The sequence below is a fragment of the Thermosporothrix sp. COM3 genome, from assembly GCF_059696735.1.
In genome coordinates, this window is the sequence record NZ_AP019376.1 from 1004934 (window position 1) to 1018822 (window position 13889).

A 13889-nucleotide genomic window follows, 5' to 3' on the forward strand; every position below is an offset into this window, starting at 1 on the left:
GCAGCGCCTGCCCGCCTTTCTGGCTAGCTGATGCGGACCTTCATACCGATACAGAGCCCGCACACGCTGTGATCCTCGGCGACGAAGTAATAGCCGTTTACCACGCTTGCCGTCTGCTTTTTGGCAGATGTCGCGACATTAGAGCCGCTCCAGCCCGGGGCATCGCTTGCCGGGAAGGACTCTTCCGAAGCCTCCGTCACCACGTCATCTGTCAGATCGAGGCTGATGGGGTACGTGCCGATATTGCGCGTGATGGGATGACCGGTATCGGGCAGTTCTGGATCTGTGAGCCCGCTGCTGTAGGCGACGGTTCCAGCGATCCAGCGCCCTCCCAGATAGATTTCAATCTGTTGTCCTCGTTCGAGCTCCTGGTTTTTTGCCCCACTGATCGCAAAGCTTCCCGGGTTGGACCCGGCACACAGGATTCCTTCTGTCATACGGTGATCCCTTCTCTTCTGTTTGTTTGAAGACGTTCGTCATAGAGACACGTTGCAGTATTGACACGTTTTGACGGGTCATTTCGTTGATAAGAATGGGGTCAGGCTGCTGACTTCTCTTTGTCGCCGCTGTATCTTCTGAGTCAGTAAAGGAAAAGCGTGATGTCAAAGCAAAATTTCAGTAATGCATATATTGCTGCTTCTAACGCACTTGCTGTTCTTCGTGAGGGGCGATCTGTCGAGTTGCAACTGGTTGGAACTCGGCCGGTCTGTGTCGCGATCGATCCGAGCAGGCCCGAGCGCGTCTATTGTGGTACCTTTGATCAGGGACTCTGGTATAGCGCCGATGCAGGGCGATCCTGGGAGCCTGTTGGCGCGGGAATCCCACATCTGGCGGTGACGGCGGTCGCTGTTAACGAACGAGGCGTTGTCTATGCCGGAACGGAGCCCGGTTCGCTGTATCGCTCCGAAGATGGTGGGCGGACGTGGCAGGATCTCGCGGCATTGCGGGCGCTTCCCTCGGCTCCGACGTGGAGCTTTCCGCCGCGCCCTGAGACAAATCATGTGCGCTGGATCACCTTTGATCCGCAGGCACCCGAGCGTGTCTATGTCGCGATTGAGGCGGGGGCGCTGGTGCGTAGCCTGGACGGCGGCCTGACCTGGGAAGATCGGAAGCCGGGTGGACCCTATGACACGCACACGCTGGTGATGCATCCACAGGCCCCGTTGACGCTCTATTCAGCGGCGGGCGATGGCTTCTTTTTGAGTGAGGATGGCGGCGACCGCTGGACTGCTTCGACGCAGGGCATCCCCTATCACTACCTCTGGGGGGCGGCTGTTGACCCCGGAGACCCGTCGATTCTGGTCGTTTCGGCAGCTCCATCCCCGATGCATGCCCACACCGAGGCGGCTGCTGAAGCGACGTTATTCCGTCGAGTGGGTGATGGGGTCTGGCAGCAGGCAGAAGGCTTGCCACAACCAAAGGGAACGCTGATCTCGCCTGTGGCGGCCCTTGAGCCGAGCGTGTTTTATACAATCAGCAATCGAGGGTTGTTCCGCTCCGAAGATAGCGGGCAGACGTGGGCACAGGTTCCGGTCCAGTGGCCAGCGGGGCTGGAACTCAAGCGGCCCAATGCGCTGGTGCTTGCTCCATAATCGGACTGGTAAGAGGGCGGTGATGCGTTTTATCATAGAGGAGAGGGCCACAGCGGCCCATCTCTGAGGACGAGAGGAGAACTCTATGATTCGTGGAATCGGCCATCTGGCATTACGCATTACCAACCTTGAGCGTTCCCTGGACTTTTATTGTGCTAAATTGGGTCTGAAAGAGGTCTTCCGGCTCGATCGCGAGGGACAGCCTTCGCCCTGGATTGTCTATTTACAGGTCGCGCATAACCAGTTCCTGGAGCTTTTCCCGGGAGAAGAGGCACAACATCTACCAGAAGGAAGCTTTCAGCATCTGTGCCTTGTCGTTGATGATATGCAGGCAACGCTCAAAGAGCTTGAGAAGCGGGGTGTACCCATTGCCGGTGAGCCACAGCGCGGGCTGGACAACAACTGGCAATACTGGCTTAAGGATCCCGATGGCAATCCGATTGAGTTGATGCAGATTGATCCATCATCTCCTCATGCAGCGGCTAACGCCCGCTGGTGAGCAAGCTGAGAACCCGCCGCTCTGGCGGGCTCTCTTTTTTATGGCAGTTTGCCTGAAATATGGGCTTTCGCGTAACCACCAGCATCGTGCTGAATGGGATACTTTCTGTGCGCCTTTTCGGCACGACTGTAGAAGGTGTTCCCTGAGATCAGAAAGGCGATAATGGACAGGAATAGTATAGCCAGCATTCCCAGAATCAGTGCATCAAGGCCGCTGAAGAACCATAACACGAACAAAAAGAAGAGGAAGGTACTCCATGTAATACATGAGAAAAAGATCAAAGTGTGTCGCTTGATCGATCGCTGTTCTGTGGGGGCGGTAAGATGGGCAAGAAAGTTGCTCAGCAGGACGAGGCCGGAGAAAAGCAGCAGCGACAGAATAATCAGGCCTTTAAGCAGGGATTTGGGCTGTCCCGCCTCGTAAGGAATAACATTGATGATGCCATACATTACTATGACGTTGAAGGCGAAAAAGACCCACGAAGCAACCGAGAGAAACAGGATGCTCATCCGGGTGTTGAAACTATTCCTCAAGCGCAGATATTTGCTGCATAGTTCGGGATAGAATGGCGCGTTGGCCAGCCCTACAAACAGGCTGAAGAGACCGAGCATAATCGAAGTACAGAACAGGCTTGTTCCTGTACCCGGGCTTGGCGAGATCGGCGCGACGTACTGATAAAGCTCCCAGGTGACAAGAAAGATCAGCCATGAGATTACCGAACCTGCGCCTATGATGATACGCCAGACCGATGATGTGGAGCGCTGTTCGTCAATCTTTTCACTGGGAGAGGAGGCTTGAGGCATCGGTTCACGCTCTTCATGCTGTTTTTCTCTGCCATTTTCCTCGAAATACTGCATCTCCTGCTCTTGCATTGCTGATTCCTTTCCTCAAAAGTCAGATGGTATGCTTTTTCTGTAGCGTCTGTGTATTTTCTTCCGATTATCGTTTCCGGGATCTTCGCTACCGAAGAGCTGTACTGCTTTCAGTATAAATGATTCTACCTGCAAAGCGCAATTACACATCCTTTTTGGACTATAGTGCAGTGTCAGGACTGTTCGATTATAGCGACATCGAGTCATCTGCTACATGCAATGGAACCCGTGAACTGCTTGCTTTACCGGAAAGGAGTAGTAAACCTTTTCTCCCACTTCCGAATCTATGCGGTTCGGGTAAGCGGTCGAAAGAAAGGAGGAGAGGAATTGAGGTGGGGGAGTATATTACAGGTATCATGCTTATGATGGAGTTATTCTTTTACAGGAGCGACCTGGAGTGGAGGGAGCGTAGAAAAGGAAAAAGAAGGGCCGGTTTCCCGGTCCCTCCTTCGAGCTTATGCTTTGTCAAGCGTGTAGCCGGGAGCGTGTCCTACCTGTGCCATGATCGGCTGGAAGGCCTCGTAGCTCTCGACCAGCCTGGGAGATCCCCAGTTTTTCTGAGCCAGCGCCCGTAATGATCCCTGAATATCTTTTGTGATTTGTTGCTCTGGAACCAGTTCGGGAACATCACACCAGATATGCAGCTTTGCGCCGAGATTAAGGTGATGATTCGGCTCGATGACATGATTTTCCTGGAACATATGAGGCTCAAAGCGCTCATAGAGCTTCACAGGGTCAGCGTGATGCACACCGTTCTCGGTCAGGATATAGTACAGGTCATCGTAGCTGCTGTTGACGATTTGTGAGCCGCCTGCCACGATTGCTTCAGGCAGCAGGCCAAACGTACGCCAGTGATCAAAGATGATATCGGAGTCAATCGTAACTGCGGAACCGCCATGCAGGCCATCACTCCAGGCGCGAGTGATCTTGCCATGAGACTTGATGAGCTTGTTTGCCCAGTTCACAAAGCCAAGATAGGCGTCGCGTCCATTGGCAGTGGGCCCGTAGGTTTTGCGGGCATATTCGAGCAATTTAGGATAATTCTCATAATTATCGAACAATAAATACTCATCGGCGCCCACATGCCAGTACGGTCCCGGGAAGAGATCGAGATATTCTTCAATGATCTCTTTAGCCAGCTCATAGGCTGCCGGGTTGCTCAGGTCGATGTCACCAACACGGCGCATCTTATCGGGGTCTTTGGCGAGGTAATCCGGGCGGCGTTCCAGGATCAATTCATCTGGCCCTTGCTCGCCGGGAATGCGGTTCTCTAGCGGGCCGGTAAGCTGAAGCTCGGGGTGTTTGGCAAGGATGGGCTGCATATGGGCAGGCATATCGATTTCAGGAATAATCGTAATATAATAATCCTGTGCCAGCTTCACCAGCTCTCGGATCTGGGCTTTGGTGTAGTGCTCGGGGGAGGTAATTTCCGGGTGCGTCTCGCTTTCCAGGCGGAAGCCGTGGGTATCAGTCAGATGCAACTGGAAGACGTTATATTTAAAATACGCCAGTTCGCGGATGTGGTTCTCAAGCCATTCGATCGAGAAGAACTTGCGCCCGACATCAACCATCAAAGCGCGCTGCGGATAATCGGGCCAGTCGCGAGCCTCACCGCCACGAATCGTATAATCCTGCGTGAGAAGCTGAAGCAGTGTCCGTGTGCCGTAGAAAACGCCGCTCTCTGTGCGGGCGTTGATCGTCACAACCTCGGCAACGTTCAACAGGTAGCCCTCTTCACCGAGGCTGGCGTCAATATCTTGCAGGGCAAGCACGATGTCCCCGTTTTGTGGCGCTGCTTCAACGATAGCCAGGGTATAGCCGCTCAAGCGCTCCAGATCCTGCGCCAGGACACCTGCAACCTGGCTGAGTTCCGGGATGGAGATAATGCGGGTCTGTGCGCTAAAGGTGTAGGTTGCTTCCGGTCGGCTGTTCCATGCTTTTAACGCAGGAATCGTGAACGGACGGGAAGGAGCTTCGTCAGCGAAAAGCGCCTTGTTCTGACTGAGGCTCTCGTCTAGAATGCTCATTTAAGAAATGACTCCTTGTAAGTAAACCTTTTCTCGAAATGCTATTATAGCTTATTTCTTGAGGTTTTAGAAGTCTGAAGTCCCGGGATTCCTGCCAACCTTTTTCCGGGCAAGCATTCCCTGTCCAATGAAAACGCGCCCTGCCTGCGGAAGAGAGCCCGAGGGATAGCGGGAGATCATGAGGCGAACGCACTCCTGTATAGCGCTTGCCCAGGCCTCTTTCAGTTCTTCGGACCATTGCGGATCAAATTGAGCAAGCGTTGCCAGCAGGGTTGAGCCGAAAGCAGGGTAATCGCGAGGTGGAATCTGGAGCTCTGCATGCAGAAGGCCGAGGTCGTGAAAGCGCTTTTCGGGTTGGACGCCCTGATCAAAGCTGCTTGCCAGCTCACCCAGAAAGGCGATGAGGTCTCTTTTGTGCTTCTCCATATCGACGCCGGTAAAGAAGGGGGTGAGTTGCGGATACTGCGACAGTAAATCGCGGGAGAAAGTGTCGGCAAACTCGTTTTGCTGACGGCTGATACGTAGAAAACTTTTCTGTAGTGATGGCATGGAGCTCCTCTTTCTTCCTGGCATTTCTTTCAATTCTCCTCTATTCTACTCTTTTTCTGGTGTTTGTCGAGGGTAGTATTTCTTCCTATTCGCTTGCGTTTCCTTGCACAGGGGGCATATTCTCCATATACGAAAGGAGTAGTATGTCATCGTACATATGCAGGCATTGCCAGACTCCTCAGCCTCCAGATGCGCAGTTCTGTATGAATTGCGGTCGGCTGCTTCATGAACCTGAACAGGAAATGGTAACGCTGATCGTGACGCGTGCGGAGATGGAGGAGCAGGCCGAGGCAACCGAGAAGATGACGGCTGTGCACCCACAGAGCAGCCAGTTGCCTTCACCGACAGCAGTGCAACACGTGAAGTCAACCACGCTGCCGCCTCCGGTGGCTCGCAGCGGTACCTATGGCCCTCTGCCGCCGAGCTTCCAGCCGAGCAGGCAGCCTCTCCCTTCGGTGCAGTCGCTGCTGCTGAGGCCGTGGATGCGCTTCCTGTTGGTGGTGCTGATCTTTTTACTACTTTTCGGGATTATCACGCAATTTTTGCCGGGGAATCCTCTTAGTCTGGTGGAACTCACCGACCGCTTGTTTGGTGCGAAACGGATTGTGCTGCTGGCCGGCGATGGCCTCTATAATCTGGATTCCGACAGCGGAGAGTTGAAATGGAAGCAGGCGCTTCCCGGGCTGAACGAGTCTACCCGGCTGCTGGTCCAGGATGGAACCGTATACCTGCTTGGAAGTCAGCTTAGCACCTATGACCTGCGTTCTGGACAGCCAAAATGGAGCCTGAAGCTGGCACAGAGTGAGAGCCATGATCTGGCGGTTACGGATGGGGCTGTCTTCGTACGGCAGGGCCAGACGCTGGCGGCCTACGCTGCTGATAGTGGGGTGTTGCTCTGGAAAAAGGAGCTTCCGGGCGAGGTCGGACGTATGAAGCCTCTCGGGGAATTTCTCTGTGTGGTCTTTGAGAACAAATTGGTGGTTGTTGGGACGAAGGATGGTGCAATGAAAAGCTATGCGCTGGGGGAGGCTGGCGAGTGGAGTATTGAAGGAGCGCTTGGTCATACACTTATTCTCAAAAAGAGTACCTATACTGAAAAAGATGAAGAACTTCTCGGGTTTGATGTGGAGGCAGCAAAGATAGCGTGGAAGCTACCGAGCAAGGGATCAACCGATCTCCTGACGGTCTCGAAAGATCGCTTCTATGTGATAAGCGAGATCGACCGGAAATATGAGGTGCATAGCCACAATCGTGAGGGCCAGCTTCAATGGAGTTTTCCATTGCAAGATTCTGCCAGGCGGTTTGTCTTGCGCTCTCAGGATGCTGACGCCCTGTATCAGTTTGCAGAAGGAACGCTGTATGCGTGGAGCCTGGAAGACGGACACCAGCTCTGGAAGGTTGCTTCGGGCATCTATAAAAAAGACGAAGTGAACGAGTCAGGGTATACAGATGGCTCGGTCATTGTGTACTCGGATGGAGATTCGGTGATTGGCTTTCAAGCGGCTGATGGCCAGAAGAAGTGGACGGTGCCCTCGCTGGCAATTACCGGGACAAACAACCGGAAATATACAGGTCTGGGTGAGCAGGAAGGCGTTCTGCTCTTCGGCGAAGCGGACGCCCAGGGCAACCTGGCGCCTGCTGGAAAAACCGGTGTGACGCTTGGTCGTCTGAACACTGAAACTGGGGCCGCGCAGTGGAAGATCACGCTTGAGAAGAGTCTGTATACCTGGGCCATCGGATAAGTTTTTATGTATTATCGGTATAATTGCCGTCGTAAGCTCATATGTGAGCCTGCGGCGGCTCTTTTTTCTTCCCCTATAGCTTCTCCATTTTATGAGGCAGGCCCGGGAAAAAGAGCTTGTCTCTCAGTAAAACGTTCTATATCCAAATTCTCTGTATCATGCTCTCTTCTGATGACCTCTCCCGATTTTCAAGTATCTGATTGTACACGATAGTTGACAGGGATTGAGGCCGCTGGAAAGTGGGCCCGAGAACGCCAGGAGCCCTGAAGCCCGAGAATGGAGCCACGTTATGGACAAAGCACTTTGATGATTTGATCTTTTGCCTCCTCATCTGACGCGTTTCGGGTCGTCGCAAGCTCATGGGTGAGCCTGCGGCGACTGCTTTGCTGCCTGGATCGTGGTCAGCAGCTCTCTGGTGGCCGCGGTAATATCATCGGCGGCGACTACAGCAGTGATAACGGCGATTCCAGCGGCCCCGGCACGGATGATCTCGGGCGCATTGGTTGCGGTCAATCCGCCGATGGCGACAAGTGGTGTCGGGAAGCGGGCCGCGAGCGTCGAAATCAGCTTCGCACCGATCGCTGGACCGGCATCCAGCTTACCGCGTGTCGCAAAGATCGGCCCCACTCCCAGGTAATCGGCCCCATCTTTGATCGCGCCAAGCGCCTCATCCAGAGTGCCGGCCGATACTCCCAGAATGCGCTGAGGGCCCAGAATCTGCCTGGCGAGCGGCGCGGGCATATCGTCCTGCCCGACATGCGCCCCATCAGCATCGACGGCGACAGCGACATCAACGCGATCATTGACAATCAGCAAAGCATTATAGGCGCGGGTCAACTCGCGTAAGGCCTGCCCCTGTTCGATCAGCTCGCGGGTTGAAGCGAGTTTGTCACGTAACTGTATCACGGTCGCGCCGCCTTCCAGAGCCGCCCGAGCGACCGACACCGTGTCGCGTCCTCGTGACCATTCGCGATCGGTGAGCACATGCAGCGTCAACCGATGTGCAAGTGCTGCTCTATTCATGATGCAAAGCTCACTTTCTGGGCCTGTAAGAGTGCCTCTGGTTCCAGCGCAGCGACCGCATCAAAGAGATGAGCGCGGAATGTTCCCGGGCCAGCGGCGGTGCTTGCAGCCTGCTCGCCTGCGACCCCCATCACGAGCAGCCCCGCTATTGCTGCCTGCCAGGCGTCTCGTTCCACGGCCAGGAATGCGCCGATCACGGTGGTTGCCATGCAGCCGCTTCCCGTAATCGAGGCAAGCAGCGGGTGGCCGTTCCCGACGGTGGCGAGCCGTTCGCCATTGCTGATGACATCCTGCGCGCCTGTGATCGCGACGGTACAGCCAAACATGCGCGCTGCCTGCTGGACCAGCACGGAACGCTCGACGGCCACCGAAATCGATTCAACGCCCCGGGTCTCGCTCTCCACACCGATGAGCGTGCCGATCTCCGCCGCGTTGCCACGGAGAACGGTAATTTTGAGCTCCGAGAGCAGCCGGAGAGCGCTTTCCGTTCGCAGGCGCGTCGCCCCGGCTCCCACAGGATCCAGAATGATGGGGATATCAAGCGCGTTGGCGCGTTTCCCGGCACGGAGCATCGCTTCGATCTGGGCGGGAACGAGCGTTCCAATGTTCAGGACCAGCGCCCCGGCCTGCGAGACCATTTCTTCAACTTCTTCAATCGCATGGGCCATGACTGGTAGCGCCCCCAGAGCGAGAGTCATGTTCGCTGTATCGTTCATCACCACCTGATTGGTGATATGGTGCAGCAGCGGCTTCTGCGCGCGGATTCGCGGGAGCAGGTGTACAAGTTGTTGAATGGATGTATCTTTGTGCATACGTTGTTATTCCCCGATTCGGCTGACGGCGGTTGAGAGTACGGCGGGAAGGGCCGGGGCGTGAAGCCAGAAATGATTGACCGGTCCATGCCCGTGACCGATTCCCGGCGCATGACGCAACGCTTCGGTGATATACTGCTTGGCTGCATAGACGGCGTCGTACACCGAAGAACCGCGAGCAAGGAAGGCCGCAATTGCTGCCGAGAAAGTGCAGCCCGTTCCGTGAGTGTGTGGCGTGTCGATGCGTTCGGCGCGAAACTCGGAGAAGTGGCTTCCATCAAAGTAGATATCAATCGGATCGCCGAGCGCGTGTCCCCCTTTGACGACCACATGGCGCGGCCCCTGATCGTGGATGATGCGCGCTGCTTCACGCATCTCTTCCAGCGAGGTGATGCGCTTGCCGATCAGCGTTTCGGCCTCAGGCAGGTTGGGGGTGACGACTTCTGCCAGCGGCAGCAGGACCGAACGCAACGTCGATACCGCTTCATCCTGCAACAGCGGATCCCCTCCTTTTGCGCGCATTACCGGATCGATCACAAGACGCAGGTTCCACTTGCGCACGCTGGCTGCAACGGCCTCGATCAGCGGGGAGCTGGCAAGCATGCCCGTTTTGGCGCTGTCGGTTCCGATATCCTCCATGATAGCGTCTATTTGTTCTGTCACCAACGTCGTGGGCATTTCCAGCACATCGCGAACCCCGAGCGTGTTCTGAACGGTGATGGCTGTAATGGCGGAGGTCCCATAGACATCAAGCGCGGCAAATGTTTTCAGATCTGCCTGAATGCCTGCCCCGGCTCCTGAGTCGGAACCGGCGATTGTCATGGCGCGAGGTTGTTTCATGGTTTTTGTTCCTCTCGGTGTGCGGGCTGCTATGGGAACAAAAAAAGACACTGGCAAAGGGCCAGCGTCTTGCTGTTGTTCTGTACGAAAGAATCCCTTCGCTGGCATTATCCAGAGCAGGTTATATCGGTCGGTGGCGAGAATGGGCCACCCTCTCAGCCTGGCTTTCCCAAGCTCCCGCAATCTCTTTTGCAAAAGAACGATCTATCTTCAGTTGTTTATAACATAGGGAAATAGCGGCGTCAAGTCACTCGGGTAAGCCGAGCCATATCACGCCGCGCGTGAAGCCCGCTAATGAGAAGATTGTGCGGGCTGATAGTCTCCGGCAGGAGTGCGAAAACTGACATTGAGGCGATTCCAGACGTTGATGGCTGAGATCGCTACAGTGAGGTTGACAAGCTCCTCATCCGTAAAATGCTGCTTCACACGCTCATAGACGTCGTCGGGGACATGAGTTTCGGAGACCAGCGTGACGGCTTCGGTCCACTCAAGGGCGGCGCGCTCTCGATCGGTGAAGCAGGTGGCCTCGTGCCAGGCGGAGACCAGGTACAGCCGCTGCTCGGTTTCGCCGGCGGCGCGGGCATCTTTGGTGTGCATATCAACACAATAGGCGCAACCATTGATCTGTGAGGCACGCAACCTGACCAGTTCAAGCAGCGAGCGCTCAAGGCCACTCTCTCTGACATATTTCTCTAACTGGAAAACAGCGCGGTATGCTGCGGGAGCGACTTTCGTGATTTGAATACGTGCGTTCATGGATATCTCCTTTTTCTTTTTGTTCTTTCTGGATAGTATGATCATACCATTCTCGGACAAAATGTGTCAAGGATATATTTTGTCCGGGATATGATGAAAAAGCGCAAGATTCGAGAAGTCCCGGGCACGATAGTGTGCTAGCATGGGGGAAAGAAAAGGAGGAGTCAGTATGGAACCAGGTCTTACATCTGTTATGCTGCTGGTGCAGGATATGCCGCGTGTCCGGGCATTTTATACTGAGTTGCTGGGCCTCGTGGTGGTGCCTGAATTCTCTTCGCCAACCGGGGAATTTGTCTTTCTGCATTCAAAGGCCAGCCGCTTCAATCTCATGTTGCAAGATATCAAAGTGGGAACCTATGGTGCCTCTACAGAACGTGGAGGTGTGCTGATCGGCTTTATGGTGGAGGATGCAGCCGCTGTCTATCAGGAATGGCAGACAAAGGGCGTTGAGTTTGTGAGCGGTATTACCGATGTTGGTGCGGGCCGCTCGTTTGTTGTACGCGACCCCGATGGGAACTACCTGAACATCTACGATCTCTATCCCGAGGTTCGGAAAATGCAGGAAGCTGCTCAATTGATCTAGCCTCTCTGCTTCAGCGTACCGGGGTGGCGGGCTGAAGCCCTTCCCTCTATCGTCTCCTTTGTCTTTCAAGCCTCATATTGTATCTGCTGGACAGCAGAGCGCATGTTACGATGCAAAGCTGTCGGCCCGCTCTGGCTGCTCAGAGCAATATGGGCTGGAGCGGGTGAAGCTCGCCCCCTCTCTTTCAGATCACGAAGCAATCAACAGCTCGCGTGGAAGAAGCGGGCGCTGAAGACCGGCCCGATCTGCTTTTCTGATCGTTTATGCAGGCATGAAGCGCCAGAGAGGAGAGCGAGGGGCCAGACTCCCCTCACCCTCCTGAAAAGGGAGACAGAAATGCAATAAAGGATAGTAGTCTTTGTTGCTCTGCTCACATCTGTGAATTTTGTGAATTGGGCTCAGCATTGACTGTGATGGTTGGTCGCTGATGCGGGTAGGGCTGCGGCGAATAAGCCAGAGTTTTCCCCTGTAATGCAATTAAAAGGTTATCGAGCAGTGTTTGCGTCATTGGTAGCAGAATTTGCTTTTGCTGTCTATTGTTCGAATCTTGCAGAAAATGTAACAAGGCTTGAATGGCCTGTTCAACGCGATGGAACTCTTTTTCTGCCAGAGCGGCACGCTGATAGCGAACCAGCAGCGTGTTCAAGGCGCGTGCAACCTGCCAGAGCTCGTGGCCCTGACTCAGTGGAGCACGGGCGTTCAGGTTGCCGTTCGCGATCTCGATATGCGTTTTCAAGATTAATTGCACGCCCTGCTCCAGCTCAACAGCCTTCTCGGCGATGGTTCGTTGCAGGGAGGTGATCATTTCGGTGCGGTCAGCACGGGCCAGAGCACGTGTCACGTTATGCGACCAGACATAGGCCACACCGGCGACAATGAATTGTGTGCCGATCGGCTGAATGAGCATTGGAATGAATTGGGAGTGCATCGCCTGATTTAAGTCCGCAGTATGAGGCTGATAAACCATGCTGATCGCGATCATCACAGCATTGATGAAGGCAATAAGGAAAGCATTTTTTGCTGGCAGGAACGAGGCCGCAAGCAGTACCGCCAGCGTGCCATAAAGATAGAACATGATGCCCGACGTATCCAGCGGCGTGGATGTGAAAATGACTCCAGCAACAACCGCCTCATATCCAAATGTGCCTATAATGCCGGCAAGTAGAACTTTCCCCCGTCGGTTGACAATCAGCGAAATGATGGCGACGCCAAGCAGAGAAAACGCCAGGATCGGGATAAAATGGTTGGGCATCAAAAAGGTTGCAGGAATAAAGCAGATCAGCACAATGATCAGGAAGAGGAACACTGTGCTTATCAGGCGCGACTGACGTGATTCCTCGCGCTGCGTCAGGCTTGCATTACGCGGCGCTTCGGGAATGGCCGTGAGTTTATACCACTTACGGAAAAGAGGGGGTGTGTCATCTTCTCTCTGCGCGACCATCTCACGCAGCGCTTTTGTCAGGTCTACTCCCGGGGCATCCTGGGGAATCTGATTCTTGTTCATTCAAGGAACCTCCTGTACTATGGAGAAGGAACAGTTATGACTCGCATATTCACGAGAATCGTAAGCGCGTCATCGACGATATCAGGAGAGAGCGGCGCATCCTCTTTGATCTGCATCACGGAGCGTTGCCCGTCAACGAGCTCAAAGACGATGGACAACATCATTTTTTGCCTGGTGGTCCATCCCTCCAACCTATCAACATCAAGCTGTCCTACACGCTGCGGAATCGGGGATGTGTCCTGTACGGGGCGAGGAGGTGTCCCCAGGCGTGGCGTCGAGAGCGGATACAGAACCCAGGGAAACGGTCCGCGCTTTTTTTCCACGCTCATGAGAATTGAAAGAGGTATGGGTAAACGCTGTCCTTGCTGGTCTTCTACATGGCAAGATGTCACCTTCCCATCCACCAGGTGCAGATATCCCATACAACGCCCACGAACTCCAGGTATATGATGCAATTCGGATTTGAGCAAACCGCTCATGCGGTAATGCTCGAACAGTGCCAGACTGAACTCAAGCCCTAAGCTTGCATCGATACTATCTTGACCCACTTTGCACCTTTAACTCACTTTTACACTTAAACGCAAGAGGGCTTTTTGCGGCCCCCTTGCTACAACCAGCCTACTTGCCGATTGCTCGGCCATCTTTCTTTTTGTTTTATTACCCGACACGAAAAGGTCGAGATAGATCTTTTGTCCGTATGAAGGATATCATATTTCGATATACGAAGCTATTAATTTCTTATTAAAATTACGCTCTATTTGAACATGAACAATTTTTAATGATATACACGCTTTCGGCATAACTCAAAATACTCTTTATGGTGTAACGAATGCTGAAATGTAAAAGAAGAGTCATATGAAAAAAGAGGGAGTAAGGCAACGTGTGCGGCTCTGCCCGGGGCGTCAGTTCGCTTTTTTCTGCATGCTGAACCTGTCTTTTCCCCCTTCTTTTAGATTATAATGGAAACAACGCCGGGGTTTCCCGCTCTGGCTGGCTGCTCACTGCGAAGATGAGCGAGCATCGCAAATGAGGCACAATGATATGTGCGCCGTGGCTCGCTGACCTGCCTTACGAGTGGTTTTATTCTGTT

General features: G+C 54.1%; 14 protein-coding genes and 1 riboswitch. Of the genes, 4 read left to right on the forward strand and 10 right to left on the reverse strand.

Translation table 11 applies throughout. The annotated features are described in order from the left end of the window. Positions 1 to 23: 23 nt before the first annotated feature. Entirely contained in the window at positions 24 to 437 is a 414-nt protein-coding gene (locus KTH_RS04320) for a hypothetical protein (RefSeq protein WP_111323158.1), read from the reverse strand. Positions 438 to 599: 162 nt separating this feature from the next. On the opposite strand from KTH_RS04320, the gene KTH_RS04325 reads away from it, so the two are divergent. Both KTH_RS04325 and KTH_RS04330 read left to right on the forward strand, forming a co-directional pair. Next, positions 600 to 1592 carry a WD40/YVTN/BNR-like repeat-containing protein gene (locus KTH_RS04325; RefSeq protein ID WP_111323160.1) on the forward strand — a complete coding sequence of 331 codons (993 nt, stop codon included), beginning with the start codon at positions 600 to 602 and terminating at the stop codon, positions 1590 to 1592. Between the two features lie 85 nt (positions 1593 to 1677). Beyond that, positions 1678 to 2091: a VOC family protein gene (locus KTH_RS04330; protein WP_111323162.1), complete on the forward strand. Its 414-nt coding sequence runs from the start codon at positions 1678 to 1680 to the stop codon at positions 2089 to 2091. Positions 2092 to 2129: 38 nt separating this feature from the next. Here the strand turns inward: KTH_RS04330 and KTH_RS04335 are convergent, their stop codons facing one another. The 3 genes from KTH_RS04335 to KTH_RS04345 all read right to left on the reverse strand — a co-directional run bounded on the left by KTH_RS04335 (position 2130) and on the right by KTH_RS04345 (position 5539). Beyond that, complete coding sequence (locus KTH_RS04335; RefSeq protein WP_111323164.1) at positions 2130 to 2963, reverse strand: hypothetical protein; 834 nt, start codon at positions 2961 to 2963, stop codon at positions 2130 to 2132. 455 nt (positions 2964 to 3418) lie between these two features. Then, the gene (locus KTH_RS04340) at positions 3419 to 4990 is read right to left on the reverse strand and encodes a beta-N-acetylhexosaminidase (protein WP_111323166.1); all 1572 of its coding nucleotides are present in this window, start codon (positions 4988 to 4990) and stop codon (positions 3419 to 3421) included. 66 nt (positions 4991 to 5056) lie between these two features. Next, positions 5057 to 5539 (reverse strand): globin domain-containing protein, encoded by a 483-nt coding sequence (locus tag KTH_RS04345; RefSeq protein WP_170142621.1) that lies wholly within the window; start codon positions 5537 to 5539, stop codon positions 5057 to 5059. A gap of 143 nt (positions 5540 to 5682) precedes the next feature. Here KTH_RS04345 and KTH_RS04350 point away from each other — a divergent pair, with 143 nt between their 5' ends. After that, entirely contained in the window at positions 5683 to 7281 is a 1599-nt protein-coding gene (locus tag KTH_RS04350; protein WP_170142622.1) for an outer membrane protein assembly factor BamB family protein, read from the forward strand. 357 nt (positions 7282 to 7638) lie between these two features. On the opposite strand, the gene thiE is transcribed toward KTH_RS04350, so the two are convergent. From thiE to KTH_RS04370, 4 genes are all read right to left on the reverse strand, one after another. After that, positions 7639 to 8304 carry a thiamine phosphate synthase gene (gene thiE, locus KTH_RS04355; RefSeq protein ID WP_497616637.1) on the reverse strand — a complete coding sequence of 222 codons (666 nt, stop codon included), beginning with the start codon at positions 8302 to 8304 and terminating at the stop codon, positions 7639 to 7641. Beyond that, a complete protein-coding gene (gene thiM / locus KTH_RS04360; RefSeq protein ID WP_497616639.1) occupies positions 8301 to 9116 on the reverse strand; it encodes a hydroxyethylthiazole kinase in 816 nt (271 codons plus the stop codon). Before thiM ends, thiE begins: the two co-directional genes overlap by 4 nt. Positions 9117 to 9122: 6 nt before the next feature. Continuing rightward, positions 9123 to 9956 carry a bifunctional hydroxymethylpyrimidine kinase/phosphomethylpyrimidine kinase gene (thiD, locus tag KTH_RS04365; RefSeq protein WP_497616640.1) on the reverse strand — a complete coding sequence of 278 codons (834 nt, stop codon included), beginning with the start codon at positions 9954 to 9956 and terminating at the stop codon, positions 9123 to 9125. Positions 9957 to 10031: 75 nt separating this feature from the next. After that, positions 10032 to 10147, reverse strand: a riboswitch (TPP riboswitch). Positions 10148 to 10247: 100 nt separating this feature from the next. After that, positions 10248 to 10712: a carboxymuconolactone decarboxylase family protein gene (locus tag KTH_RS04370; RefSeq protein ID WP_111323178.1), complete on the reverse strand. Its 465-nt coding sequence runs from the start codon at positions 10710 to 10712 to the stop codon at positions 10248 to 10250. A gap of 169 nt (positions 10713 to 10881) precedes the next feature. Here KTH_RS04370 and KTH_RS04375 point away from each other — a divergent pair, with 169 nt between their 5' ends. Then, positions 10882 to 11295, forward strand: a complete 414-nt coding sequence (locus KTH_RS04375) for a VOC family protein (protein WP_170142623.1) — start codon at positions 10882 to 10884, stop codon at positions 11293 to 11295. Between the two features lie 370 nt (positions 11296 to 11665). Here the strand turns inward: KTH_RS04375 and KTH_RS04380 are convergent, their stop codons facing one another. Continuing rightward, entirely contained in the window at positions 11666 to 12799 is a 1134-nt protein-coding gene (locus tag KTH_RS04380) for an ABC transporter permease family protein (protein ID WP_111323182.1), read from the reverse strand. Between the two features lie 17 nt (positions 12800 to 12816). Beyond that, positions 12817 to 13347 carry a hypothetical protein gene (locus tag KTH_RS04385; RefSeq protein WP_111323184.1) on the reverse strand — a complete coding sequence of 177 codons (531 nt, stop codon included), beginning with the start codon at positions 13345 to 13347 and terminating at the stop codon, positions 12817 to 12819. Positions 13348 to 13889: the final 542 nt, after the last annotated feature.

Bases quoted from the DNA above. Each gene is read 5' to 3' on its own strand.
- KTH_RS04320 (WP_111323158.1), bottom strand. From the start codon at position 437: ATGACAGAAGGAATCCTGTGTGCCGGGTCCAACCCGGGAAGCTTTGCG.
- KTH_RS04325 (WP_111323160.1), top strand. From the start codon at position 600: ATGTCAAAGCAAAATTTCAGTAATGCATATATTGCTGCTTCTAACGCA.
- KTH_RS04330 (WP_111323162.1), top strand. From the start codon at position 1,678: ATGATTCGTGGAATCGGCCATCTGGCATTACGCATTACCAACCTTGAG.
- KTH_RS04335 (WP_111323164.1), bottom strand. From the start codon at position 2,963: ATGCAAGAGCAGGAGATGCAGTATTTCGAGGAAAATGGCAGAGAAAAA.
- KTH_RS04340 (WP_111323166.1), bottom strand. From the start codon at position 4,990: ATGAGCATTCTAGACGAGAGCCTCAGTCAGAACAAGGCGCTTTTCGCT.
- KTH_RS04345 (WP_170142621.1), bottom strand. From the start codon at position 5,539: ATGCCATCACTACAGAAAAGTTTTCTACGTATCAGCCGTCAGCAAAAC.
- KTH_RS04350 (WP_170142622.1), top strand. From the start codon at position 5,683: ATGTCATCGTACATATGCAGGCATTGCCAGACTCCTCAGCCTCCAGAT.
- thiE (WP_497616637.1), bottom strand. From the start codon at position 8,304: ATGAATAGAGCAGCACTTGCACATCGGTTGACGCTGCATGTGCTCACC.
- thiM (WP_497616639.1), bottom strand. From the start codon at position 9,116: ATGCACAAAGATACATCCATTCAACAACTTGTACACCTGCTCCCGCGA.
- thiD (WP_497616640.1), bottom strand. From the start codon at position 9,956: ATGAAACAACCTCGCGCCATGACAATCGCCGGTTCCGACTCAGGAGCC.
- KTH_RS04370 (WP_111323178.1), bottom strand. From the start codon at position 10,712: ATGAACGCACGTATTCAAATCACGAAAGTCGCTCCCGCAGCATACCGC.
- KTH_RS04375 (WP_170142623.1), top strand. From the start codon at position 10,882: ATGGAACCAGGTCTTACATCTGTTATGCTGCTGGTGCAGGATATGCCG.
- KTH_RS04380 (WP_111323182.1), bottom strand. From the start codon at position 12,799: ATGAACAAGAATCAGATTCCCCAGGATGCCCCGGGAGTAGACCTGACA.